Raw genomic sequence first — 23,037 nt, 5'->3', positions numbered from 1 at the left:
TTGTTTCGCAACCCGGCTGTTGTCGGAAAGCCGGGCGACCTGATCGTTAAGGTAACATCGCCGTGAAATCCTCCCCAATACGACTTTTGGCCTTGCGCACTGACGCGCAGCTGACGGTGCTGGTATCGGGTGCGGCGCGGCCGGACGAGGTTGCGGATTAACCCCTTTGCAGCAAAGGGATAATGTGCACTTGCATGCCACGGCCGGGCAGGGAAGAATTGACACGCCGCCGCATCGACTCGCCGGCCGGTCGCGAACGACAGCAAGAGAACGATGAACGCTCCCACGACCCATCTCGTCATTGCCGATGATCATCCCCTGTTCCGCGACGCGCTGCGACAGGCGGTGGCGGGCGTCCTGACCTCGGCCAGGATCGACGAGGCCGGATCGTTCGAGGATCTGACCAAGCTGCTGGAACAGACCTCCGACGTGGATCTGGTCCTGCTCGACCTCTCAATGCCCGGGATCTCCGGCTTTTCCGGCCTGATCTATCTGCGGGCGCAATATCCGGCGATCCCGGTCGTGATCGTCTCGGCCTCCGACGACAGCGCCACGATCCGCCGCTCGCTCGATTTCGGCGCCTCCGGCTTCATCCCGAAGCGGTTCGGTGTCGAGACGTTGCGCGACGCCATCCTCAAGGTGATGGAAGGCGACGTCTGGGTTCCCGCCGACACCGATCTGTCGGCCGCTGCCGACCCCGACATGACCCGCTTGCGCGATCGCCTGGTGACGCTGACGCCACAGCAGGTCCGGGTCCTGATGATGCTCTCGGAGGGCCTCCTCAACAAGCAGATCGCCTACGAGCTCGGCGTCTCCGAGGCCACCATCAAGGCGCACGTCTCGGCCATCCTGCAAAAGCTCGGCGTCGAGAGCCGCACCCAGGCGGTGATCGCCGCCGCGAAAATCGCCGGCGGCCAATGGAAGCAGGGCACCCCGACGGGGTGAGGGCCGGTCATATCCGTCATCCTGAGGTGCCGGAGCGTAGCGGAGGCCTCGAAGAATGAACGGCCCGGCTGTCTCCTTGGCCGTTCATCCTTCGAGGCTCCCGGCGTGATGCTGCGCATCGTGCCACTCGCGCCTCAGGATAACGGAGCCGGATACGGCGCATTGGCAGTGCCGTTATCGTCATAATGTTCGTAGAAGCGTGCTGGCGGCGCGGATGTCCGCCGAGTCCGAGCGCTCGACAAAGCCATCGAGGGCCGATCGAAGTGATCGCTTCGCCTGCTCGCGCTGCCCGCGTTCGGCAAATAGCCCGGCAAGATCGATCGCGGCCCGCAGTTCCCAGGCTTTTGCGCCTTTGCGGCAACTCAAATCCAGGGATTGCATCAAATAGACCTCTGCTTGCTCAGACTTCGGCTGCGGTAGCGACAACAGAACTCTGCCTTTCATCCGCAAGAGCTCCGGCATGTAGAGGTGATCGCCGCTTTGCTCGACGAGGCGGATCGCATCATCGACCAGGCGCGCACTCTGCTCGATCTGTCCGAGTGCCAACAAGCCCTGAACCATCGCGACGTTGAAGGTCGTGGTGAGCAGCTCGTAGCCGGCGTCGTGGAGCTCGCGCAGACAAGCCCTGATCGTCTCGACGCCGGCGGCGGCGTTTCCCCGCCGGATTGCCAGCTCGCCTTTGACGCCTCGGCCGACCGCGAGGTACGGGCCCATCGAGCGCGATTCGGCGTGTGCGATGAATCGGTCGATGTTCGCTTCCGCGCCGTCGAGGTCTCCGTTCCAGAGGTCGATCGAGACCGCCCAGATCAGCGCGATGCAGAGCGTGATCGGATGATCCATCTGCGCGGCTTCGGTGACCGTCTGCCGCGCCAGCCGCTGCGCCTGCGCGGGCCGGCCCTGCAGCCAAAGCTCTCGTGCGAGCGAAATGCCGGCCCGGTTGCGATGATCGAAGCCGTAGACCGTGCTGATCCGTTCCGTGCCAGGCCCCTGCCAGGCGGCCTCCAGCATCGTCAGCGCATCGCGATGCTCGCCGGCCAGATGCAGCGAGACGCCCAGAAGCGAATGGGCGAGTGCGATCGAGGCCGCATCGCCGAGCGCCTCGGCGACGGCAAGGCTCTGCCGGGCGTAACCGAGCGCGGCGTCGAACTCTCCCATCCGCTCGTGGAAGATATGCATGCGGCCGAGCAGCTGGAGCCGGTTGATCTCGTCGCCACGCGCCTCGGCGATCGCAAGGCCCCGGCTCAGGGCGGCGCGCGCCGCTTCGCTGCCGCCCCGCGTGAACATCAAGGTGAGGCCGAGGGCAGCCTGGATGTGCATTTCCTCAGTGCTGCCGCGCGAGGAGGGATCGATCGCAAGCAACGCCCGTTCCGACCAACGCCGGCATTCGATCAACAGCGACATTGCGAGGAAGATCGGTGCCGCCGCAGCGACGAGCGCAATGCCGATACTGGCGTTGCTGTTCGTGCCGAAGCACCAGTCCAGCGCGGCGCGCACGTTGTGAAGTGCGGAGAAGTGGATCGCCCGTTCGTCGGCGCTCGGCACCATGGCCCATGTCGAGCCGGCCTGCTCCAGCCATTGCCGGTAGTAGGTGGCATGACGTGCGGCGAGTGCCGCGTCGTTCGGCTCGATATCGAGCAAATAGGCGCGCGTGGTGTCGAGCAGGCGGTAGCGCATCATGGCGCCGATCGGTCGCGGCGCGACCATGGACTTGGCGACGAGGCTGTCGATGGCGTCGAACAGGTGGGAGCGATCGACGCGTTCGTCCGGGACGACCTCTAGTGCGGCGTCGATGGTGAAGTGCCCGGCGAACACCGCAAGCCGGCGCAGCACCAGGCGCTCGGTGTCGGACAGGAGCTCGTAGCTCCAGTCCAGGGTCGCCTGCAACGTCTTCTGTCGCGGCGGCGCGGTGCGCTGGCCCTGCCAGAGCAGATTGAGGCGCTCGTCGAGCAGCGTTGCCGTCTGCTCCAGGCCATAGGCTTCGACCCGGCCGGCGGCGAGCTCGATCGCCAGGGCCATGCCGTCGAGCTTGCGGCAGATCCTTGCGATGATCGCGGCATTGGCATCGTCGAGCGCGATCTGTGCGCCGCTGGCGGTGGCACGTTCGAGGAAGAGTTGAAGGGCGGGATAGGTCCGCGCGGCAGCGACCGTGAGCCCGGAGCCGTCCGGCGGAACGGCGAGCGGCGCCAATCGATAGACCTGCTCGCCCTCGACGCGCAGGGCTTCGCGGCTCGTGGCCAGGATATGGACATGCGGCGCGGCGTGGAATATCTCCGCAGCCAGCGGCGCCACGGCAGTGATGACGTGCTCGCAATTGTCGAGGATCAGCAGCATCCTCTTGTCGTGGAAATGCGCGAGCAGTGCGGGCAAGGGATCGTCGGTCTGCGGCGGCAAGCCCAGCATCAGCAGGATCGAGGTGATCACGAGATCGGAATCGCTGAGCGCGGCAAGATCGACGAAGTGAGCGGCATCGGCGAAGGTCTCGAGCAGGTCGTGCGCGATCGCGATCGCCACGGCAGTCTTGCCGACGCCGCCGGGGCCGGCAATCGTGACGAAGCGCGAGGTGATGAGCTTGTCCGAGACGGCGGCGATCGCATCGTCGCGCCCGACCATCCGTTGCAGCCGGTTGGGCAGCTTCACCGGCGACAGGCCGCCTTGCGGCGCCGGGCGCCGCTCTGGCGGAATGATCGTCTGCGAGATCGGCGCCACGAAGCAATAACCGCGGCCGGACAGCGTGGTGATGTAGCGTGCGCCGTCCTTGCCGTCGCCGAGCGCCTTGCGAAGGGCTGCGATGTGAAAGCGCAAACTGGCTTCTTCAACGGTCAGGCCGGGCCACACCAGCGCCATCAAATCCCACTTGCTGACGACCTGGTTCGGCCGCGACATCAGCGCGATGAGCATGTCGAACGCTTTCGCGCCGAGCGGCAGCGCGACGCCGTCGCGCGTCACCAGCCGTTCATGTGGCGTCACGGTGAATGGCCCGAACGATAGGGCTCGCACCGCAGACCCGGCCGGTTCAGTCATGGCGAAATCCTGATCCTTTCCGGGGGACCTGCGATCGGGCAAGGCGTCTCCCTGCATCGGCATCAGACCGTGGATGCAGGCCTTTGTGAGGCGCGCGAACTGAGGCCTCACAACTTCTCACAACTCCAAACGGGTGTCCTGCGGCAGCCGCTGCTAGTCCAGTTGCGCGACGGCAAGGAGAGCTTCATGACGCAAGCGGCAAAATTGCTTTACACGGCCAAGACACACACCAGCGGCGGTCGACACGACGGCATATCGCGCAGTTCCGACGGTCGCCTCGACGTCAAGCTGTCGCCGCCGGGCAGTGCAGGCATCGGCACCAATCCCGAGCAATTGTTCGCGGCCGGCTGGTCGGCCTGTTTCGAAGGCGCGATGGAGATCGCCGCGCGCAAGCGCAAGATGGATCTTCCCAGGAAGTGCGCGATCGATGCGGAGATCGATCTCGTGCTCGACGAGGGCGCGTACTCGCTGAGGGCGCGCCTCAATGTCAGTCTGCCGGGTCTCGATCGCGAGATCGCGCGCGGCATCATCGATGAAGCGCATCAAACCTGCCCCTATTCCAAAGCGGTCCGCGGCAACATCGACGTCACGGTCGCGCTGATCTGACGCACCATCATCTACCCCAAAGGGAGCACCACCATGAAGCAGATCATCGACCAGCATCGCCGCAAGTTCTTTGGCGTCGCTGCGGGAACCGTTGCCATTGGTCTCGGCGTGATCGACCTCGCCCGCGCCGAGACGGAAGCGCCACGATCCTCCGCATCGAATGCGTCCTTCGGCACGATCAAGCAGATCGATGCCGGCGTTCTCAGCGTCGGCTATGCGGAGGCGGGTCCCTCGAACGGTCCCGTGGCGATCCTGCTGCACGGCTGGCCCTACGACATTCACGCCTTCGTCGATGTCGCGCCGATCCTGGCAAAGGCCGGTTATCGCGTGATCATTCCTTATCTGCGCGGCTATGGCACGACGCATTTCCTCTCCAGCGAGACGCCGCGCAACGGCGAGCCGGCGGCAATGGCCGCGGACATCATCGCGCTGATGGACAAGCTCGATATCAAGAAGGCCGTTGTCGCTGGCTTCGACTGGGGCGCGCGCACCGCAGACATCATCGCCGCGCTGTGGCCGGACCGCTGCCGCGCGCTGGTATCGGTCAGCGGCTATCTGATCTCCAGCCAGGCCGCGGGCAACGCACCATTGCCGCCGCAGGCCGAGCTGCAATGGTGGTATCAGTTTTATTTCGCGACCGAGCGCGGCCGCGCCGGATACGAGAAGTACACGCACGATTTCGCCAGGCTGATCTGGAAGCTCGCCTCGCCGCAGTGGAAGTTCGACGACGCCACCTTCGATCGAAGCGCGGCGGCGCTCGACAACAAGGATCATGTCGCGATCACGATCCACAATTACCGCTGGCGGCTCGGGCTTGCCCAGGGCGAGGCCAAATTCGAGCATCTCGAAAAGAAGCTCGCGGCAGCTCCCATCATCGACGTGCCGACGATCACGATGGAAGGCGACGCCAACGGCGCGCCGCATCCCGACCCGAGCGCCTATGCCAAGAAGTTCTCAGGCCGATACGAGTTTCGCCTGATCACCGGCGGCATCGGCCACAATTTGCCGCAGGAAGCACCGCAAGCCTTTGCCAAGGCCGTCATCGACGCCGATGGCGCCTGAGCATCTGTCAGCATCTCGGTCCAGCCGGGCTGGACCGAGGATCGCCCGTCGAACCCAGCTTGATGAAACTTCATGACGCCATCCGAACCTGAAAAGAAGAAGTCTCCCTACGCCACGATGATCGTGCTCACCGTGGTCGTCCTCGTCGTGCTCCTGACCTGCGTGCCGTATCTCGTCACGATTGCCTCCGCGGAAGGGCCGGTGGAACGCAGCGCGGCGGACGCCTCGCCGATCTTCGGCGTCACGATTCCGCCCGGCTACAAGCAGTGGGAGCTGATCGCGCCGGCCGAGGAGGCGGCGCCGCTCGACGAGCTTCGCGCCGTGGTCGGCAACCAGACCGCAATCGACGCCTATCAGGCCGGAAAGCTTCCGTTCCCGGACGGCACCATTCTGGTCAAGCGCGCCTGGAAGCGCAAACAGTCCCCCGAGTTTGCGTCCGCGACGATTCCCGGCGCTGCCACCACGGTCCAGGTGATGGTCAAGGACTCCAAAAAATACGCCGCCACCGGCGGCTGGGGGTTTGGCCGTTTCATCGACGGCAAGCCGGTCGACGCGGCCCAGCATCGCACCTGCTTCGCCTGCCATGAAGCGCGCGCCAAAGGACGCGATTACGTCTTCACGCGGCTGGCACCCTAGCAAGAGGACCCGCTGGCCTTCATCAGTAAGGCTGCTTCACTCCGCCGCCACCATCTGCTGCGTGCGCCACTGGCCGAGCAGGGCGCGGAGCGAGGCTGGCTTCACCGGCTTGTTGAGCACGGCGATCTTCTCGTCGCGCGCAGCTATTTGCACGGCGGGGCTGCGATCGGCCGTGATCAGGATGGCGGGGATGCCGTCGCCGAAGCGGCGGCGGATGTCGCGGATGGCGGCGATGCCGTTGCCGCGGTCGAGATGATAGTCGACGAGCAGGCCGGTGACGCGTCGTCCGGCGGCCTCGATCGCGGCGATCGCGCCCTCGGGGTCGGCGACCGCAATCACCTCGGCGTCCCAGGCCTTCAACAGCGTGCGCATGCCGTCGAGGATCGCAGCATCGTTCTCGATGCAGACGATCAGCGCGCCCGAGATCGGCGTGCGCGCCAGCGGCGTCGCGCTGGTCACGGCCGCGGTGTGGGTGATCGCCTTCGCCGTCGGCACCGTCACGGAGAATACCGAGCCGCCGCTTGCATTGCCGTCGATGGCGATGCCGTGCTTGAGCACGCGCGCCAGCCGCTCGACGATCGAGAGCCCCAGCCCGAGGCCACGCGCGATTCGAGCGCCCTGCTCCAGGCGGTGGAATTCCTTGAAGATCTCGGCGCGCTTGACCGACGGGATGCCGACGCCGGTGTCGTAGACGCAGATCTTGAGCGAGGCGCCGTGGCGGCGGCAGCCGACCAGCACGCGGCCGCGCGGGGTATACTTGATTGCGTTGGAGATCAGGTTCTGGAGCAGGCGCCGCAGCAGGAGCCGGTCCGACTCGACGGGCAGCGAGCAGGGCACGAAGGCGAGCTCAAGGCCCTTGGCGCGCGCGATCGGCGCGAACTCGATCTCCAGCGAGCGCATCAAATCGGCCATCTTGAAGCTCGAGATCGAGGTCGTCATCGCGCCGGCGTCGAGCCTGGAGATGTCGAGCAGCGCACCGAGGATTTCCTCGATGGCCTGGAGCGACTCGTCGATGTTCTCGACCAGCCGGGTCTCCTCGCCATTGTGCTGGCGCTCGACAAGGCTGGTGATGTAGAGCCGCGCCGCATTCAACGGCTGCAGAATGTCGTGGCTGGCGGCAGCGAGGAAGCGCGTCTTGGAGATGCTGGCATCCTCCGCCGCGCTCTTGGCCAGCGCCAGCTCCGAGTTCAGCCGCGTCAATTCCTCGGTGCGGTCGCGGACGCGCTTTTCCAGCGTCGCATTGGCACGCTCCAGCGCTTCTGCCGCCTCGAAGGTGGGCGTGACGTCGGTGAAGGTGATGACGAAACCGCCGCCGGGCATGCGGTTGGTGAGCACCTCGATCACCATGTGGCGCTCCGGCAGGCGTTCGAGATAGGGCTCGCTGTCGGTGGTGTAGGCGACAAGCCGCTGTTCGATCATCGCCTCGCGGTCGCCCGGCTCGGGCGGATCGCTCACGCCCATGAATTCCAGGATTTCACGCAAGGGCGTACCGAACTGGATGAAATGCGGGGGGACGTTGAGCAGATCGCCGAACTGCCGGTTGGAGCAGATCAGTTGCAGATCGGCATCGAACACTGCGATGCCCTGGCGGACATGGTTGAGCGCGGTCTGGAGGATCTCGCGGTTGAAATGCAGCGCCGCATGGGAATCGTCGAGCAGCTTTAGCGCGGCCTTCGCCGAGACCGTCCGCTTGCGCAGGAGCAGCGACATCACGAGGCGCGAGGATGCGGCTCCGATCGAGGACGCGATCAGGTGCTCTGCGTGCTGCAACAGCTCGAAATCGGCGGGCGCCCCGGACTCCAGCCGGACATTGCGCCGCGCCGAGAAGGCCTCGAACGAATGGCGGGCGCGGTCGGGCCCGAGATATTGCGCCACCGTGGTCTGGATGTCCTGCACGGTGACGGTGGTGCGCCAGCGGCGGAAGCTCGGGGAGATCGGCGCGAGCGTGTTGGGGACAAACAGGTCGGCCTGCACCAGCTCGATCGAAGACGGTCGGCGCGCCAGCGAGAGGAGTACGTAGGTGAGAATGTTGAGCGACAGCGACCAGATGACGCCGTGCATCAGCGGCGGCAGATCGGCGCCGAACAGCGCCTGTGGCCGCAGCGCCTCGATTCCGAACGGTCCGTGCTGGAGCAGCAGGATGCCCGTCGTCGAGGTATCCATGAAGCTCGGAATGAACAGCGTGTAGAGCCACACCACGAAGCCGACCAGCATCCCGCCGATCGCGCCGCGCGCCGTCGCCCGCCGCCACAGCAGCCCGCCGAAGAAGCTTGGTGCAAGCTGGGCGATGGCGGCAAACGACAACAGGCCGATCGCTGCGAGCTGGGTGTTGCCGAGCGCGCGATAGTAGAAATAGGCCATCACCATGATGGCAAAGATCGCAAGCCGCCGCGAGCGCAGCAGGAAATCGCTGAAATCGGCGCCGCCGGTGCGCCCCTCCGGCCGTCGTTGCAGCACCAAGGGCACCACGAGGTCGTTCGAGACCATGATGGAGAGCGCGACGCATTCGACGATCACCATGGCGGTCGCCGCCGACAGTCCGCCGACGAAGACGGCGACGCTGAGCAGATTCGCGCCGCCCTCGATCGGCAGGGCCAGCACGTACATATCGGGGTCGGCCGTGCCGAACGGGAAGCTGACGAGGCCGGCCAGCGCGATCGGGATCACGAACAGATTGATGGCGACGAGATAGAGCGGGAACAGCCAGCGCGCGCGGCCGACCTCGGCGTCCGACGAATTTTCCACGACGCTGACGTGGAACTGGCGCGGCAGCATCATGATCGCGCACAGCGACAGCAGCGTCATGGTCAGGAAGTTGCCGATCGACGGCGAGTAGTTGATGGCGCGCACCGCCTCCGGCGTCTTCATGGCGCGCTCGATCAGCTCCTGCGGCGAGAACATCCAGAAGGTCACGAAGATGCCGGCGGCGAGGAAGGCGACCAGCTTGACGATGGACTCGGTCGCAACCGCCAGCATCAGGCCGTGCTGGTGCTCGGTGGCGTCGGTATGGCGGGTGCCGAACAGCACTGCGAAGGCCGCCATCGCCAGCGTCACCATCAGCGCCATGTCGCCGAGGATCGGGATGTGGGAGAAGGCCTGGTCTTCGCTTAGGATCGTGCCGAGCGAGGAGGCCACCGCCTTGAGCTGGAGCGCGATATAGGGCACCGAGCCGATGATGGCGATCAGCGCCACGGTGGCTGCCACCGCCTGGCTCTTGCCATAGCGCGCGCCGATGAAATCGGCGATCGAGGTGATGTTGTGGGCTTTGGCGAGCTGGATCACGCGCCGGAGCACACCGGCGCCGAGCCCGATCATCAGGATCGGACCGAGATAGATCGCCAGGAAGTCGGTCGAGGTGCGGGTGGCGAAGCCAACCGAGCCGAAGAAGGTCCAGGAGGTGCAGTAGATCGCCAGCGATAGCGGGTAGATCAGCCCAGAGGCGCGGCCAGGCCCGGCCGGCGAACGGCGGTCGCCGTGGCTCGCCACCAGGAACAGAAAGCCGATGTAGCCGAAGGCGGCGGCGATCACGCCCCAGTCGTGCAGCATGGCGAGCGCGCTTCTCCCTGGGCGCTGGCAGCGCCCGATCTCATTTTCCCTGCAAATCTAGCGCGTTGAAAGGTCGCATGCGACAGCGAAATGCCCGGTGGGGCCGGGAACTGGGGTTGTCGTTAAGCCTTAGCGCCAGCGGCCGGCCCTCACCCTCCCCTGGAGGGGGAGGGTCGATCGCGCGCAGCGCGAGCGGGGTGGGGTGATCTTTCCACACGGGCAGCGTTCGAGGTGGAGAGACCGTCACCCCACCCCGTCTCACATTTCGCTGCGCTCAATGTGCGCTCCCCTCCAGGGGAGGGTGAAAGGAGCGCCTACTCCGCCGCCAGTGACTTCTGGCGCAGCGGCAGGCCGAGACGATCCCACACTTGCAGCAGAGCCTCGGCCAGCTGATCGATCAGGCCGTCATCGTGATAGGGCGAGGGCGTGATGCGCAGCCGTTCGGAGCCCTTGGCGACGGTCGGATAGTTGATCGGCTGGATGTAGATACCGTGCTGCTCGAGCAGCAGGTCCGAGGCCTGCTTGCACTTCTCGGGATCGCCGACGAACAGCGGCACGATATGGGTGTCGCTCGACATCACCGGCAGGCCGGCGGCATGGAGGATCGCCTTGACGCGGGCGGCGCGGTCCTGGTGGCGCTCGCGCTCCCAGTTCGAAGTCTTCAGATGCTTGATCGCGGCGGTTGCGGCCGAGCAGATCGCCGGCGGCAGCGCGGTGGTGAAAATGAAGCCCGGCGCATAGGAGCGCACGGCGTCGATGATCTGGCCGTTGGCGGCGATGTAGCCGCCGAGGCAGCCGAAGGCTTTCGCCAGGGTGCCTTCCAGAACGTCGATGCGATGCATGACGCCGTCACGCTCGGCGATGCCGCCGCCGCGCGGGCCGTACATGCCGACCGCGTGGACCTCGTCGACATAGGTCATCGCGCCGTATTTCTCGGCGAGATCGCAGATCTTGGCGAGCGGGGCGACGTCGCCGTCCATGGAATAGAGGCTCTCGCAGACAATCAGCTTCGGCCGATTCGGGTCGGCCGCCTTCAACAGCTCCTCGAGATGCGCCAGATCGTTGTGGCGGAACACGACCCGCTCGCAGCCGGAATGGCGGATGCCCTCGATCATCGAATTGTGGTTGAGCTCGTCCGACAGAATGAGGCAGTTCGGAATGAGCTTTGCGATGGTCGGGATGCCGGTCTGGTTCGAGACATAGCCCGAGGTGAACAGCAGCGCGGCTTCCTTGCCGTGGAGATCGGCGAGCTCGGCCTCGAGCTGCACCAGCGGATGATGCGTGCCGGCGATGTTGCGGGTGCCGCCGGCACCGGTGCCGACGCGGGTTGCGGTCTCGACCATGGCGCCGACCACCTTCGGGTGCTGGCCCATGCCGAGATAATCGTTGGAGCACCAGATCACGACGTCGCGCTTGCCCTTGGGCGAGTGCCAGACCGCGTGCGGGAACCGGCCGGCCGTGCGCTCGAGATCGGCGAACACGCGGTAGCGTCGCTCGGTGTGGAGACGGTCGAGGGCGGAACTGAAGAACTCGTTGTAATCCATCGGCAAGACCTGCAGCGGAACTCGGCCCAAGGCGGCCGTCCAATTTTTAGAGCTTTTCCAGCTCCGATGTCCATGCGCCTGCGCACATTTGCGGCAAGGCGAGCGTGCCAATTGATAACGCCGGTCCGGCGGCGATTGTTGATTTGGATCAACCGCCTAGCACAGGCCCGCCGGCCGGGACCGGCACCGGGGGAGGGCAGGGGCTGCCATGGACATTTTGTCCATGACGCGCGCTCCGTCCATGATTGAAGAGTCGGTCGCGCCGACGCCCATAGCCTCGTCCCGAGGCAGGGCGCGGGTCGGTCGTGCCGACAGCTCATGCGAAAGGACGCCCCGATGAAACGTGTGATGATCCTCAACGGTCCCAACCTGAACCTGCTCGGCGTGCGCGAGCCGCACATCTACGGCACGACGACGCTGGCGCAGATCAACGCGAGCTGCGAGGCAGCCGCCGCAGAGCTCGGGCTCAAGTTGACCTTTCACCAGTCCAACCATGAGGGCGTGCTCGTCGATTGGATTCAATCGGCGCGGCAGGATGCCGAGGCTATCATTGTCAATCCCGCCGGCTTTTCCTTCACCTCGGTGGCGATCATGGACGCGATCAAGATATTCGAAGGCCCGGTGCTGGAAGTCCACATCTCCAACATCCACGCCCGCGATGAATATCACCGCCACTCGAGGATCTCCTTCGTGGCGACCGGCGTGATCTGCGGGTTGGGCCCATACGGCTATATCGCGGCGCTGCACGCGATCGCGAATATGAAGTGAGTTTGTTGCTGCGGCGACGGTCTGCTCCCTCGCCCCGTTCTTACGAGGAGAGGGTGGGTGAGGGGCCGCTCCGCAATCACGGTGAGAGTCGGGACTCGCGGAGACTTCCCCGCACCCGCCACGCTTCGCGTGTCGGCCTCTCCCCGCAGGCGGGAGAGGCGAAAAACTCACGTCGTCCTGAACCGCAATACGCCGTCCTGCGTCTCCGCCGTCAGCCGGCCCTCGACGATCATGTAGTTGACATGGGCGACCAGTTCGCCGGCGGCAAAGCCCATCTGGTGCTCGTCCAGCACATGCTTGTTGAACACGACCGGCACCAAGGCGCGCGAAGTCTGCGGTATCTCGCGGCAGGCCTCCGCGATCAGGCGGCAGCGCTCCTCGTGGTGATCGGCGAGCTGCTTGATGCGGGTCTTGAGCCCGTAGAACGGCACGCCGTGGCCAGGCAACACCAGCACGTCGTAGGGAAGCGTCGTGGTGAGGCTGGCGAGCGAGGCCAGATATTCGCCGAGCGAGTTCTGGTCGGGCTCGACCGCCCAGACGCTGACATTCGGCGAGATCTTGCTCAGCACCTGGTCGGCGGAGAGGAACAGCTTGTCGTCGGCACAATACAGCATCACCTGGTCGAGCGCGTGGCCGCCGCCGGTGATCACCTTGAAGCGGCGCGAACCGATCACGACATCGTCGCCGTGGGAGATGCGGCGGTAGGACGGCGGCAGCACCGAGACGCGCTTGAGATAATCCTGGCCGCGGCCGAGCAGTTTTTCGGTGAGCGATTCGTCCATGCCATGGCGGCGGAAGAACAGCCGCTGCGCCTCGCGCCGCTCCTCGGTGCCGCGGTTCTGGTGATAGACCGATTGCAGATATTCGACCTGCGACATCACCAGCGGGCAGTTGAACCGTTCGACGATCCACCCGGCGAGACCTACATGATCGGGGTGCGAGTGGGTGACGATCAGGCGCGTGATGTTGACGCCCTTCAGCGGCCCGTCGAACAGTTTTGTCCAGGCCTCGACCGTCTCCTCGTTGCCGAAACCGGCATCGATCATCGCATAGCCGTCGCCATCGGCGAGCAGGTAGATATTCACGTGGTTGAGGCGAAACGGCAGCTTCAGCCGCGCCCACAGCACACCGGGCCGCACCTCGACCACTTCTTCGGGGCCGGGATGCTGTTCCCAGGGGTAACGCAGAGCCTCGGCCGAGGAGTGCGCGATGTCGGTTTTCGAGTTCATGCTACCGGCTTAACCCCGCCGCGCGCGGGGCGCCAGCCGAAAAAGGATGCCTGGCGGCCGCCGCATGGCCGTCATACCGGCGGTGTTTTTCCGTGATGTGGGACAGTCGCGCCCCGAGCTCGGTTACCTCTCCCGCTTGCGGGGGAGGTCGGCGCGAAGCGCCGGGTGGGGCTCTTTCCTCGCGGGACATTCCCAGTGCGCTGCGAACTGTCCCATTGCGGAGGCACCCTCACCCCAACCCTCTCCCGCAAGCGGGAGAGGGAGTGCAGCCCCGATGTGGCCGGCGTCTTACGCCGCCCGCATGTTGTTGAGGAACGCGTCGATCTCCCCGCGCAGCATGTCGGCCTCGCGGCGCAGTGCGTCGGAGGCGCCCAGCACTTCGCTCGCCGCAGCGCCGGCCTCGGCGGATGCCGTGGAAACGCCGACGATGTTGCTGGAGACCTCGCTGGTGCCGCCGGCAGCGTGCTGGATGTTGCGGGCGATCTCGCGGGTGGCGGCGCCCTGTTGCTCGACGGCTGCCGCAATCGTCGTGGTGACGTCGTTGATCTCGCCGATGATCCGGCCGATGCCCTGGATGGCGCCGACTGCCGAGGTCGTGATCTCCTGCATGCTGGCGATCTGGGTGCGGATCTCCTCGGTCGCCCTGGCGGTCTGGCTCGCGAGGCTCTTCACCTCGGAGGCGACCACTGCGAAACCGCGGCCGGCCTCGCCCGCGCGTGCCGCCTCGATGGTGGCGTTGAGGGCGAGCAGGTTGGTCTGCGAGGCGATGGTCTGGATCAAATCGACGACGACGCTGATGCGGCTCGCGCTGTCGGCGAGGCTCTGCACGGTCGTGTCGGTGGCGCCGGCCTCGTCGACCGCCTTCTTGGCGATTTCCGCAGAGGTGACCACCTGGCGGCTAATCTCGGCGATCGAGGATGACAGCTGCTCGGTGCCGGCCGAGACGGTCTGCACGTTGACCGAGGTTTCCTCCGCGGCGGAGGCGACCGCGTTCACCAGCGCGTTGGACTGGTCCGCGGTGTTCGACATGCTCTGCGCGGTCGATTGCATCGAATTGGCCGATTGCGCGAGATTGTCGAGCGCGGAGCGCACCGTGCTTTCGAACTCGGCGATCTTCGCTTCCATGCGCGCCGCACGCTCGGCTTTCGCGACACGATCCTTGTCCTGCTCGCTGGCGAGCACCCGGGCTTCGATCATGCTGTCGCGGAACACGTGAAGCGTGTCGGTCATCGCACCGATCTCGTCATTGTGCTTCGCGCGTGCGATCTCGGTGTCGAGATCGCCGGCCGACAGTAGCTGCATGGCGCGCTGCAGGTCGCTGATGCGGCGCAGGATGTTGCGGCCGACATAGAGCCAGACGAACAGCGCCGAGCCGACAAGCATCATAGCGCCCAAAGCCAGCATCGCGATGGTCGCGAGCGAGATGTCCTGGCGGGCCTGGAAGGTCGATGCGTTGGTCTCCTTCTGTACGCCGTCGACGAGCTGCTGCACGCTGATGCCGAGGCCGACATTGAGCTTGCGCGTCTCGTCCAGGATGGTCTGGCCGTAGTCGACGGAGTCGAGCTCCTTCTCACGCAAATTGAATACGCCGGTCTTGCCGGTGCCGAGCGCGAGCAGCTTTTCCGCCGTCTCGCGCAGCATCTTGGTGCCCTGATTGTTCGGCAACAAATCGAGGTTGGACCGCAGGCGTCCCTGCGCCGTCTTGAATTCCTTCTGGATGTCGTCGAGCTTGTCGGCCGTGTTCGCCGACAGCGCCGCGCTCATGTCGGCGGCTGCGAGATTGCCACTGGCAACGACGTTGCCGAGCTGCCCGACGGTCTGCGCGGCTTCGGTGGCATCTTCGGCGGAAAGGTTGGCTGACCCGAGAATGGCGTTGACCTGGGTCTGGGCGTTCAGCATGGCGGGACTGGCCGCGCCGACGAACGCGCTCTGCGCGCTGCGCAGGGCGTCATATTGCTTGTCATGGAGGGCGGCGATATCCAGCCGCTCGCGGGCGGCCTTGGCCAGACTCTGGGCCGCCTCGTTGATGCTCTTGATGGTCTCGCTGAGTCCGGAGACGACTGTCTTGTCAGCGCCGAGCTCGATGATCTCGTTGAGTTTCTGCTGCGTCTGCTCCTGCAATTCCTTCAGCTTCTTGGTGCGCTCGTTCAGGGCGTCCTCGGTTTGAGCCGCAAGCAGGGCAGGTCCCTGTGCCGCAAGGCTCGCGCTCAATGCCGACAATTGCAGGCTCGCAGCAAGGCGCGGAATGTCCCGCCCGCTCAGTTCGGTCATGCGCCCGCCGAGATTCTGCAGCACCAGGCCGGCGCCGGCCGAGATCACGAGGCCCATGCCGGCGATCACTGCGAAGGCCGCGAACAGGCTGCCGCGCACGCCCCATTTCGGCAGTTTGAAACGCGGCCTGAACCGGCCGAGACTGAGACGGATCGCCATCGAAATTCCCCCACGCCTTGCTTCTGTTTTGTGGCCGGGAGTATCGGGCACGCCGGTTAAAAAATCGCAATTTGTGCAATCGGTTGCGTGCGTTCCGCAGAGCGAAAAAAGAAGGGCCGGCAACATCGCCGGCCCTTCGTGATGATAAGGTTTTGCTAACCGCTTAGTAGCGCGCGACGGCCGGGCTGGCCCAGTTGAAGCGATAGTTGACGCCCGCCTTGAAGGTGTGATCGTCGGTGGTGAAATTGCCGGTGCCGACCAGCGGGCCCGCGGTGAAGTGCGCGTCGCCGAAGTTGTAGTACTGGTACTCGGCCTTGGCCGACCAGTTCGGTGCGAACATGTATTCGAGGCCGGCGCCGACGGTATAGCCGTTGCGATGATCGCCATCGATGACGAAGCCGGTCGGCACGCCGCCGACCGTCACCTTCTCGTTGTTGTCCGAATAGGCATAGCCGCCCTTCACGTAGAGGAGGCCCGGACCCCAGGTGTAGCCGACACGGCCGGTGATCGAGCCAAGCCCGCGCTGGTCGTTGGTGTAGGCGATGCCGCCCGGGAACACCGCGCCGACGCTGCCGGAAAGCCAGGAATACTGGCCCTCGACGCCGACCACGAAGTTCGGGTTGAGCTGCCAGTCCGCACCGACCTGCACGCCGCCGAGGAAACGGCCGTTGCCATTGTTGCCCGTGGAGAGGCCGTTGAAATTGTTGTCGCTGGAGAACGCGCCGCCGACATGGCCACCGATGTAAAAGCCGGTCCAGTTGTAGATCGGCGCGACATAGGCAGGCGCGGGCGCCTTGTAATAGTTGCGATTGCCGAGATCGGCACCGACGGCCGGCGCGGCCATGCCCATCACGAGCAGCGCAACGGTCGCAAACAAAATCTTCTTCATCGTCTTGAACTCCAACACGTAAGGTCCCCGGCAGGCGCGCATTCCGCGCCGTCGTTGGTTTTGCAGATAGCTTGCTTTTGACGAAAATGCTGTCACATGCGTGGCACAGCGGCGCCCAGCCTAACTTATTGGGCTGCAAATGATTTTCGTGCTTAATGCCGGCTTAAGAAATGCTGAAGGAAGGCTTAACTTCGCGCCTCGCAGGTAACTTGCGCGCGCCTCTTGTTAACCAAGACGCCGCCGCGCCTCGTCGCGCATCTGCGCGCGAAAGGCTGCGCGCTTTGCCGGCCGGTCTTCCTCGCGCACGTCGTGACGATCGAAGATGTCGAACTTCTCAAGGATCGGATAGCGCTCGCTCGCCATCGCGAGCACGCGCAGCACCTTGGTCGCCGATGGTGTCGGGCCGCTGACTTCCCAGCGCCGGATGGTGTCGGCGCCGCCCTTCTCCGGCAATCCGCACAGCCTGGCCATGTCGGCCGCAGTGAGCTTGCGCTCGAGCGCGTCGGAGAGGTCGTTGCGGAGTTGCTTCAGTTCGGCGCCGGTCATGCTGCTTGCGTCCAGGGAAGTCAATGAAAGCAATGAACTAACGCTGATTCGGGTCCATCCGAAGGCGGCGGGCGCACGCGCTGCGGCACCTTCAAGTGCGCACGGAGTTATGAACGGAGAACCTATGGAAATTTTCCGATGAATGAACAGTTGGCATACCGGGGCGCGTACGGGGCGAAAGGAACAGTCATGACAAGCATCAAATTCGCCATAGCCGCGCTCGTCACGACCGGACTGCTTGCCGCGCCTTTCGCGGCTGAAGCGAAGAAGGTTCGGTCGAGCCGGCATTACAGCACCGGTGTGGTGGCGCCGACCTATGGCGGTGCCGGAGCGCCGGCAGCGCAGCCGAGGGCGTCCTACGGGTCATCCGGACAGACGGTCGGCACCGTCACGGCGCCGTCGATCGGATCGTACAATTGGCCGTCGGTCGGCGTGACCAATTCGGTGCCGACGTGGAGCAACACCACCAGATAGACCGATGGCCGATCAGCGTGGGCCCGTCGCGAGGCCGGAGAGCAGGTAGAGCGCGACCAGTAACGTTGCGACCGACAGCATCGTCGTGATCGAGACTGTGGCCGCAACCAGCTTCTCCTCGACCTTGTGCTCGTGCGCGAGGACGTACACGGTTTTCGCCGTCGGTACGGCCGCGCAGACGACGGCCGCGATCGTGTAGAGAGGATCGAGGCCCAAGATCACGCAGAGCCCGTAGACGATCAGAGGCATGACCACCAGCTTCATCGCCGCGAGCGCAAACGATGCCTTCAGGTTGGATCGCAGGCCCTCGACGGACAAGCCAAGTCCGATGGCAAACAGCGCGCAGGGCGTGAGCGCGGCAGCAATCATGTTCAGATAGGTCGCGACCGGCGCCGGAATCGGCAAGCCCGTGATCGCCCACACCAGCCCGATGAGCGTCGACAGCACCATCGGATTGAGCAGGATCTGCTTTGCCAGTCCCGTGGGATGCGCGGACCTGTGCGGGTCGCGTCCTTCCAGCAGGATGACCGTGATCGGAAACATCACGGCGGCCACGAACACTGTCGCCACCGCGGCGGGCAGGACGGCGGGCTGGCCGTAAATTGCGTGCAGGATCGGCAGCGCGACGAACCCGGTGTTGGTCATCGCCGCCGCCATCCCATGGATGGTACTGCTGGCCAGATCGTGTTTGCCAACCGCGCGAACCGCCAGGAACACCAGCGCGAAGCAGATCAGCGAGCCGCCGCCGAATGCGAGCAGGAACCGCCATTCCAGCAGATTGCGCGCGGGCTCCTGCGCGGTCGTGACGATCAGCAGCGCCGGCATCGCCACGTTGTAGGCAAAGTGCACCAGGGCATCGGCAAGCGAGCGGGAGAGGTAGCCGAGCTCGCCGGCGAGCCAGCCGGTGACGATGATCGCGAATACGGGAAGAACGAGGCTGGCGACCTCCATCCGACTTCCCCCTCATGGCCAAACGGCGACGAGGTTAGCCCGGCGATGGATTGTCGTCACTGTGTGATTTGATGGAGCCGTCCCGAGTGATCGTTCAAATCGCAAAGGACGATAATCTTCCTCGCTAGATTCCCCTGCCACCCTGCTTCCCGATCACGCAACGCCATGCCGCCAGGCGCTCAGCCGGATGCTGATTCATCCAGTCGGCGAGCTGCGGCGCGCCCATCAGGCAGGACTGCACCGAGACCTCAGCAAAATCGGAAGTGGTCACGATCTGCTCGTGACAATTGCTCGGAGTGGCGAGGCTGCAAAGCACGGCGATGATCTTGATCACGAGAGCTTACTCCTATCGCCGCCGATCGTGCGGCCGTTGTCTCCATCCTGCCCGTCGCTGGCCGGATCGGATGGCGGGAAGATGCTGTCGTAGATTGCGCGTGCCTCCTGAATGAGGCGCATGCGCTCGCGCTCAGATCTCGAGACAAATCGAATAACTTCGCCCATGTTGGCTCCGAATATCAGTGGGCAAGTAGGCCATGAGATGATGACGATCATCCAATCGGCATCTATGGCGTCGCCCTCGACTTTGAAATGGCGTGCCCGTTCACGACGGAATAAAAAGCTCGTGACCGCGCCGGCGTCCCAACGTCGGGTGTTCTTTGCCAGGTTCTTGGGCTGTTCACCGCTTCCTATCGCGCGGCTGCAACTAGCGCGCGAGCGAATTCCGGTGACAGCTTACTCTTGCCGTCACCGGCAAGGCAGTCTCGCAAAGCAAATGCTGATCGAGCGAATATGTTTCGCCCGTGTCGCGTGCAAGTTTTTGGAACAATCTTGTAGTTCGAAGAACTGGGCGACCGCCGCTCACGCTGCCGGCGCGCGCTCCTTCTGCCCCGGCACCGCCGCCAGCAGTTCACGCGTATAGGCGTGCTCGGGCGCGGCGAACAGCTGCGCGGTTGGCTTGAGCTCGACGATGGCACCGCGCTGCATCACGGCGATGCGGTCGCAGATCTGGGCGGCGACGCGCAGATCGTGAGTGATGAACAGCATCGAGAGGCCGAGGCGCGCCTTGAGGTCTTCGAGCAGCTTCAGTACCTGCGCCTGCACGGAGACGTCGAGCGCGGAGACGGCTTCGTCGGCGACGATGATCTCGGGCTCGAGTGCGAGCGCGCGCGCAATGCCGATGCGCTGGCGCTGGCCGCCGGAGAATTCATGCGGGTAGCGCTCGAGCGCGCCGGCGTCGAGGCCCACCATCTTCAGGAGATCGCGGGCCCGGTCGAATGCGACCTTCGGATCAGTGCCGGCCGCGATCGGGCCGTCGGCAATGATGTGGCCGATCTTGCGGCGCGGATTGAGCGAGGCGAACGGGTCCTGAAAGATCATCTGGATGCGATGGCGCTCGGCGCGCAGCGTCTTGCCCGTCAGAGAAGTGAGGTCGGTCTCGCCGATTCGCACCGTGCCGCGGTCGGCCTCGATCAGCCGCATCACGAGCCGCGCGACAGACGATTTGCCGGAGCCGGATTCGCCGACGAGACCGAGCGTCTCGCCCTTGAGGATGTTGAAATTGACCTCGCGCGCGGCATCGACGCGGCGGTCCTGGCGAAACCAGCCGCCCGAGGTGACATAAGTCTTGTCCAGCCCGATCACCTCGACAGCCCGGGCCTGATCGTCGAGAGGTGCGCGCACCGGCGGGTCCATCGATGGCACGGCGGCGAGCAGCGCCTTGGTGTAGTCATGCTGCGGCTCGCTGAAGACGGCAGCGGCGGGGCCTTCCTCGACGACCTTGCCGTGCCTGAGCACGACGACCTGGTCGGCGATGTCGGCGACCACGCCGAAATCATGGGTGATGAACATCACCGCCATGTTGCGATTGCGCTGGAGGTTGCGGATCAGTTTCAGGATCTGCGCCTGCGTGGTGACGTCGAGCGCGGTGGTCGGCTCGTCCGCGACCAGCACGGCGGGCTCGAGCGCGAGCGCCATCGCGATCATGGCGCGCTGGCGCTGGCCGCCGGAGAGCTGGTGCGGATAGGCGCGCACGATGCGTTCGGGGTCGGGCAAGCCGACCTCGCGCGCCAATGCGAGCGCTCTCGCGCGCCGTTCCTTGGGTGTGAGCAGGCCGTGCGCCTCGAACATCTCGGCCATCTGGTCGCCGATCCGCATCAACGGATTGAGCGCGGTCATCGGCTCCTGGAAGATCATCGCGAGCCTGCGGCCGCGCAGATCGCGCCAGCCGTCGTCGTGCAGCCTGAGCAGGTCGCGGCCTTCGAACTGGATTTCGCCGGAGGCGATCGACACCGTGTCCGGCAACAGGCCCATCAGCGCATGCGCGCACATCGACTTGCCGGAGCCGGATTCGCCGACGACGCAGACGATCTTGCCGGGCTGCAAATCGAGCGACACGCCATCGACGGCGAACGGACGCTCGGCGCCCTTGGGCAGCGCGATCCTCAGGTTCTTGATGGAGACGGCGGGCGGTGCGGTCATCGTCAGCGTCCCTCCCGCGACAGGCGTGGATTGAGCGCGTCGTTGAGGCCTTCGCCGATCAAATTAAGGCCGAGCACCGAGATCAGGATGGCGACGCCGGGAAACACGGTGATCCACCAGGCTTGGCGGATCACGGTGCGGCCGGCGCCGACCATGTAGCCCCAGGAGATCAGATTGGGATCGCCGAGGCCAAGGAATGACAGCGAGGATTCCAGCAGGATCGCGGTCGCCACCATCAGCGAAGCCAGCACGATCACCGGCGACAGCGCGTTCGGCAGGATCTCGCGCAGAATGATCCAGGTGTTGCTCTGTCCCGTGACCACCGCGGCCTGGACATATTCGCGCGTGCGCAGCGACAGCACCTCGCCGCGCACGAGGCGGGCGACCGGTGGCCAGCTCACCACCGCGATCGATGCCACGATCGAATAGATCGAGGGCTGCAGGATCGCGACCAGCACGATCGCGAGCGCGAAGCTCGGAATGGTCTGAAAAAATTCGGTGAAGCGCATCAGGGCGTCGTCGACCTTGCCGCCGAAATAGCCGGCCATGGCGCCGATCGGCACGCCGACGAGCAGCGCGACCAGCGTGGAGACTAGGCCCACAAGCAGCGAGACGCGTGCGCCAAAGATCATGCCGGCGAACACGTCGCGGCCGAGCGCGTCGGTGCCGAGCGGCACGGTCGACAGCGTGAAGGGCGGCAGGAACGGCCGCTGCACCATGCGCCAGGGCGAGTTCGGGAATAGCATCGGTCCAAACACCGCGACCGAGATCGCAAGCAGCAGGATGACGAGCCCGATGACGCCGCTCGGGCTCTTCAGCATCGATTTCCAGAACTGTTTCATGAGGCGAATTCGATGCGCGGATCGACCATGCGGTAGACCAGGTCGGTAATGAGGTTGAAGATCAGCACCATGGCGGAGCAGATCACGAAGACGCCGAGCAGCAGGTTGTAGTCGCGCTGGAGCAGCGCGTCGTACATCAGCCGACCGATGCCAGGCCAGGCGAACACGGTCTCGGTGATGACGGCGCCGCCGATCAGCGTGCCGGAATGCACGCCGGCGAGCGTCACGACGGGGAGCAGCGCATTGCGCAGCACGTGGCGGCGCTGGATCACGGCATCGGACAGGCCCTTGGCACGCGCGGTCTTGACGAAGTCGAGCCGCTTCACCTCGAGCATCGAGGCGCGCGTCATGCGGGTGTAGGTCGCCATGAAGAACAGCCCGAGCGTCATCGCCGGCATGATCAGGTGTGTTGCGACGTCAACGGCGTGGGCAAGGCCGGTGAGATTGGCGCCGACCGTCTCGTAGCCGAAGCTCGGCAGCCAATCCATGGTGACCGAGAACAGCAGGATCCCCATCAGCGCCACCCAGAAGATCGGCATGGCGTAGAAGATCAGCGCGAACACTGTGATGGCCGTGTCGAGGAAGGTTCCGGCAAAGCGCGCGGCGAAGGTGCCGAAGAGAATGCCGAGCATGAGCGAGATCGCAAATGCCGTCAGTGTCAGCAGCAGCGTCGCCGGCAGTCGTTCGCCAATCAGCTTTGCGACCGGCGCCTGCTGGCGGAAGGAGAAGCCGAGGTCGAGTGTCACGACGCCCTTGACGTAGATGAAGAGCTGCTCGGGCAGCGGCTTGTCGAGGCCGAACTTTTCCCGGAGCTGCTTGACGAAGACCTGGTCACTGGCCCCGGCTTCGCCCGCCATCACGACCGCGGGGTCGCCAGGCGCAAGCCGGATCAGGAAGAAATTGAGGACAACGATCGCGAGCAGGACGATCACGCCCTTCAGGATACGCTGAGCGACGAAGGAGAGCATCTTAGAAGGCGATCGGATCAGGTTGAACGCAGCCAGAATCACGGTGCGCTCCCTCTCCCGCTTGCGGGAGAGGGCAGGGAAGAGGGTATTTCCGCAGAGAGG

At 65.0% G+C, this 23,037-nt stretch carries 19 protein-coding genes; 6 read left to right on the top strand and 13 right to left on the bottom strand.

The window, feature by feature from the left end; all coding sequences use genetic code 11:
* Positions 1 to 273: 273 nt before the first annotated feature.
* Positions 274 to 945, top strand: a complete 672-nt coding sequence (locus tag LRP30_RS40100; protein ID WP_130212328.1) for a response regulator transcription factor — start codon at positions 274 to 276, stop codon at positions 943 to 945.
* A 180-nt stretch (positions 946 to 1,125) separates the two neighbouring features.
* On the opposite strand, the gene LRP30_RS40095 is transcribed toward LRP30_RS40100, so the two are convergent.
* Positions 1,126 to 3,966 carry a winged helix-turn-helix domain-containing protein gene (locus LRP30_RS40095; protein WP_249758360.1) on the bottom strand — a complete coding sequence of 947 codons (2,841 nt, stop codon included), beginning with the start codon at positions 3,964 to 3,966 and terminating at the stop codon, positions 1,126 to 1,128.
* Positions 3,967 to 4,152: 186 nt separating this feature from the next.
* Between LRP30_RS40095 and LRP30_RS40090 the strand changes: the two genes are divergently transcribed.
* The 3 genes from LRP30_RS40090 to LRP30_RS40080 all read left to right on the top strand — a co-directional run bounded on the left by LRP30_RS40090 (position 4,153) and on the right by LRP30_RS40080 (position 6,270).
* Entirely contained in the window at positions 4,153 to 4,572 is a 420-nt protein-coding gene (locus LRP30_RS40090; protein WP_128956894.1) for an organic hydroperoxide resistance protein, read from the top strand.
* Between the two features lie 33 nt (positions 4,573 to 4,605).
* Positions 4,606 to 5,634 (top strand): alpha/beta hydrolase, encoded by a 1,029-nt coding sequence (locus LRP30_RS40085; protein ID WP_249758359.1) that lies wholly within the window; start codon positions 4,606 to 4,608, stop codon positions 5,632 to 5,634.
* A gap of 72 nt (positions 5,635 to 5,706) precedes the next feature.
* Positions 5,707 to 6,270, top strand: coding sequence for a cytochrome P460 family protein (locus LRP30_RS40080; protein WP_249758358.1), 564 nt, complete (start codon positions 5,707 to 5,709; stop codon positions 6,268 to 6,270).
* Positions 6,271 to 6,306: 36 nt separating this feature from the next.
* Here the strand turns inward: LRP30_RS40080 and LRP30_RS40075 are convergent, their stop codons facing one another.
* Both LRP30_RS40075 and hemA read right to left on the bottom strand, forming a co-directional pair.
* On the bottom strand, positions 6,307 to 9,816 hold the full coding sequence (locus tag LRP30_RS40075; RefSeq protein ID WP_249758357.1) for a hybrid sensor histidine kinase/response regulator: 3,510 nt from the start codon (positions 9,814 to 9,816) through the stop codon (positions 6,307 to 6,309).
* 314 nt (positions 9,817 to 10,130) lie between these two features.
* Positions 10,131 to 11,360: a 5-aminolevulinate synthase gene (gene hemA, locus LRP30_RS40070; RefSeq protein ID WP_249758356.1), complete on the bottom strand. Its 1,230-nt coding sequence runs from the start codon at positions 11,358 to 11,360 to the stop codon at positions 10,131 to 10,133.
* Positions 11,361 to 11,696: 336 nt separating this feature from the next.
* On the opposite strand from hemA, the gene aroQ reads away from it, so the two are divergent.
* Entirely contained in the window at positions 11,697 to 12,128 is a 432-nt protein-coding gene (gene aroQ / locus LRP30_RS40065) for a type II 3-dehydroquinate dehydratase (protein WP_249758355.1), read from the top strand.
* A 167-nt stretch (positions 12,129 to 12,295) separates the two neighbouring features.
* On the opposite strand, the gene LRP30_RS40060 is transcribed toward aroQ, so the two are convergent.
* The 4 genes from LRP30_RS40060 to LRP30_RS40045 all read right to left on the bottom strand — a co-directional run bounded on the left by LRP30_RS40060 (position 12,296) and on the right by LRP30_RS40045 (position 17,222).
* Positions 12,296 to 13,357 carry an MBL fold metallo-hydrolase gene (locus tag LRP30_RS40060; protein WP_249758354.1) on the bottom strand — a complete coding sequence of 354 codons (1,062 nt, stop codon included), beginning with the start codon at positions 13,355 to 13,357 and terminating at the stop codon, positions 12,296 to 12,298.
* 288 nt (positions 13,358 to 13,645) lie between these two features.
* The gene (locus LRP30_RS40055) at positions 13,646 to 15,787 is read right to left on the bottom strand and encodes a HAMP domain-containing methyl-accepting chemotaxis protein (protein ID WP_249758353.1); all 2,142 of its coding nucleotides are present in this window, start codon (positions 15,785 to 15,787) and stop codon (positions 13,646 to 13,648) included.
* 163 nt (positions 15,788 to 15,950) lie between these two features.
* On the bottom strand, positions 15,951 to 16,676 hold the full coding sequence (locus LRP30_RS40050; protein WP_128936799.1) for an outer membrane protein: 726 nt from the start codon (positions 16,674 to 16,676) through the stop codon (positions 15,951 to 15,953).
* Positions 16,677 to 16,901: 225 nt separating this feature from the next.
* A complete protein-coding gene (locus LRP30_RS40045; protein ID WP_128956889.1) occupies positions 16,902 to 17,222 on the bottom strand; it encodes a hypothetical protein in 321 nt (106 codons plus the stop codon).
* Positions 17,223 to 17,411: 189 nt separating this feature from the next.
* On the opposite strand from LRP30_RS40045, the gene LRP30_RS40040 reads away from it, so the two are divergent.
* The gene (locus LRP30_RS40040; protein ID WP_128936797.1) at positions 17,412 to 17,696 is read left to right on the top strand and encodes a hypothetical protein; all 285 of its coding nucleotides are present in this window, start codon (positions 17,412 to 17,414) and stop codon (positions 17,694 to 17,696) included.
* A gap of 12 nt (positions 17,697 to 17,708) precedes the next feature.
* Here LRP30_RS40040 and LRP30_RS40035 read toward each other — a convergent pair whose 3' ends face one another.
* The 6 genes from LRP30_RS40035 to LRP30_RS40010 form a co-directional block, all read right to left on the bottom strand.
* Complete coding sequence (locus LRP30_RS40035) at positions 17,709 to 18,647, bottom strand: AEC family transporter (protein WP_249758352.1); 939 nt, start codon at positions 18,645 to 18,647, stop codon at positions 17,709 to 17,711.
* A 124-nt stretch (positions 18,648 to 18,771) separates the two neighbouring features.
* A complete protein-coding gene (locus tag LRP30_RS40030; protein WP_091885309.1) occupies positions 18,772 to 18,981 on the bottom strand; it encodes a hypothetical protein in 210 nt (69 codons plus the stop codon).
* Positions 18,978 to 19,199: a hypothetical protein gene (locus tag LRP30_RS40025; protein WP_128936795.1), complete on the bottom strand. Its 222-nt coding sequence runs from the start codon at positions 19,197 to 19,199 to the stop codon at positions 18,978 to 18,980. The genes LRP30_RS40030 and LRP30_RS40025 overlap by 4 nt, the downstream gene beginning before the upstream one ends.
* Before the next feature lie 306 nt (positions 19,200 to 19,505).
* Positions 19,506 to 21,125, bottom strand: coding sequence for an ABC transporter ATP-binding protein (locus tag LRP30_RS40020; protein ID WP_249758351.1), 1,620 nt, complete (start codon positions 21,123 to 21,125; stop codon positions 19,506 to 19,508).
* 2 nt (positions 21,126 to 21,127) lie between these two features.
* Complete coding sequence (locus tag LRP30_RS40015) at positions 21,128 to 21,967, bottom strand: ABC transporter permease (protein WP_128936793.1); 840 nt, start codon at positions 21,965 to 21,967, stop codon at positions 21,128 to 21,130.
* Positions 21,964 to 22,935 carry an ABC transporter permease gene (locus tag LRP30_RS40010; protein WP_128937625.1) on the bottom strand — a complete coding sequence of 324 codons (972 nt, stop codon included), beginning with the start codon at positions 22,933 to 22,935 and terminating at the stop codon, positions 21,964 to 21,966. The genes LRP30_RS40015 and LRP30_RS40010 overlap by 4 nt, the downstream gene beginning before the upstream one ends.
* Positions 22,936 to 23,037 lie beyond the last annotated feature (102 nt).

The organism is Bradyrhizobium sp. C-145 (genome assembly GCF_023375135.1).
GTDB classification, from domain to species: Bacteria; Pseudomonadota; Alphaproteobacteria; order Rhizobiales; family Xanthobacteraceae; genus Bradyrhizobium; species Bradyrhizobium zhanjiangense.
The sequence above is the reverse complement of the archived record's forward strand: the minus strand, read 5'-3'. Positions and strand labels throughout refer to the sequence as shown.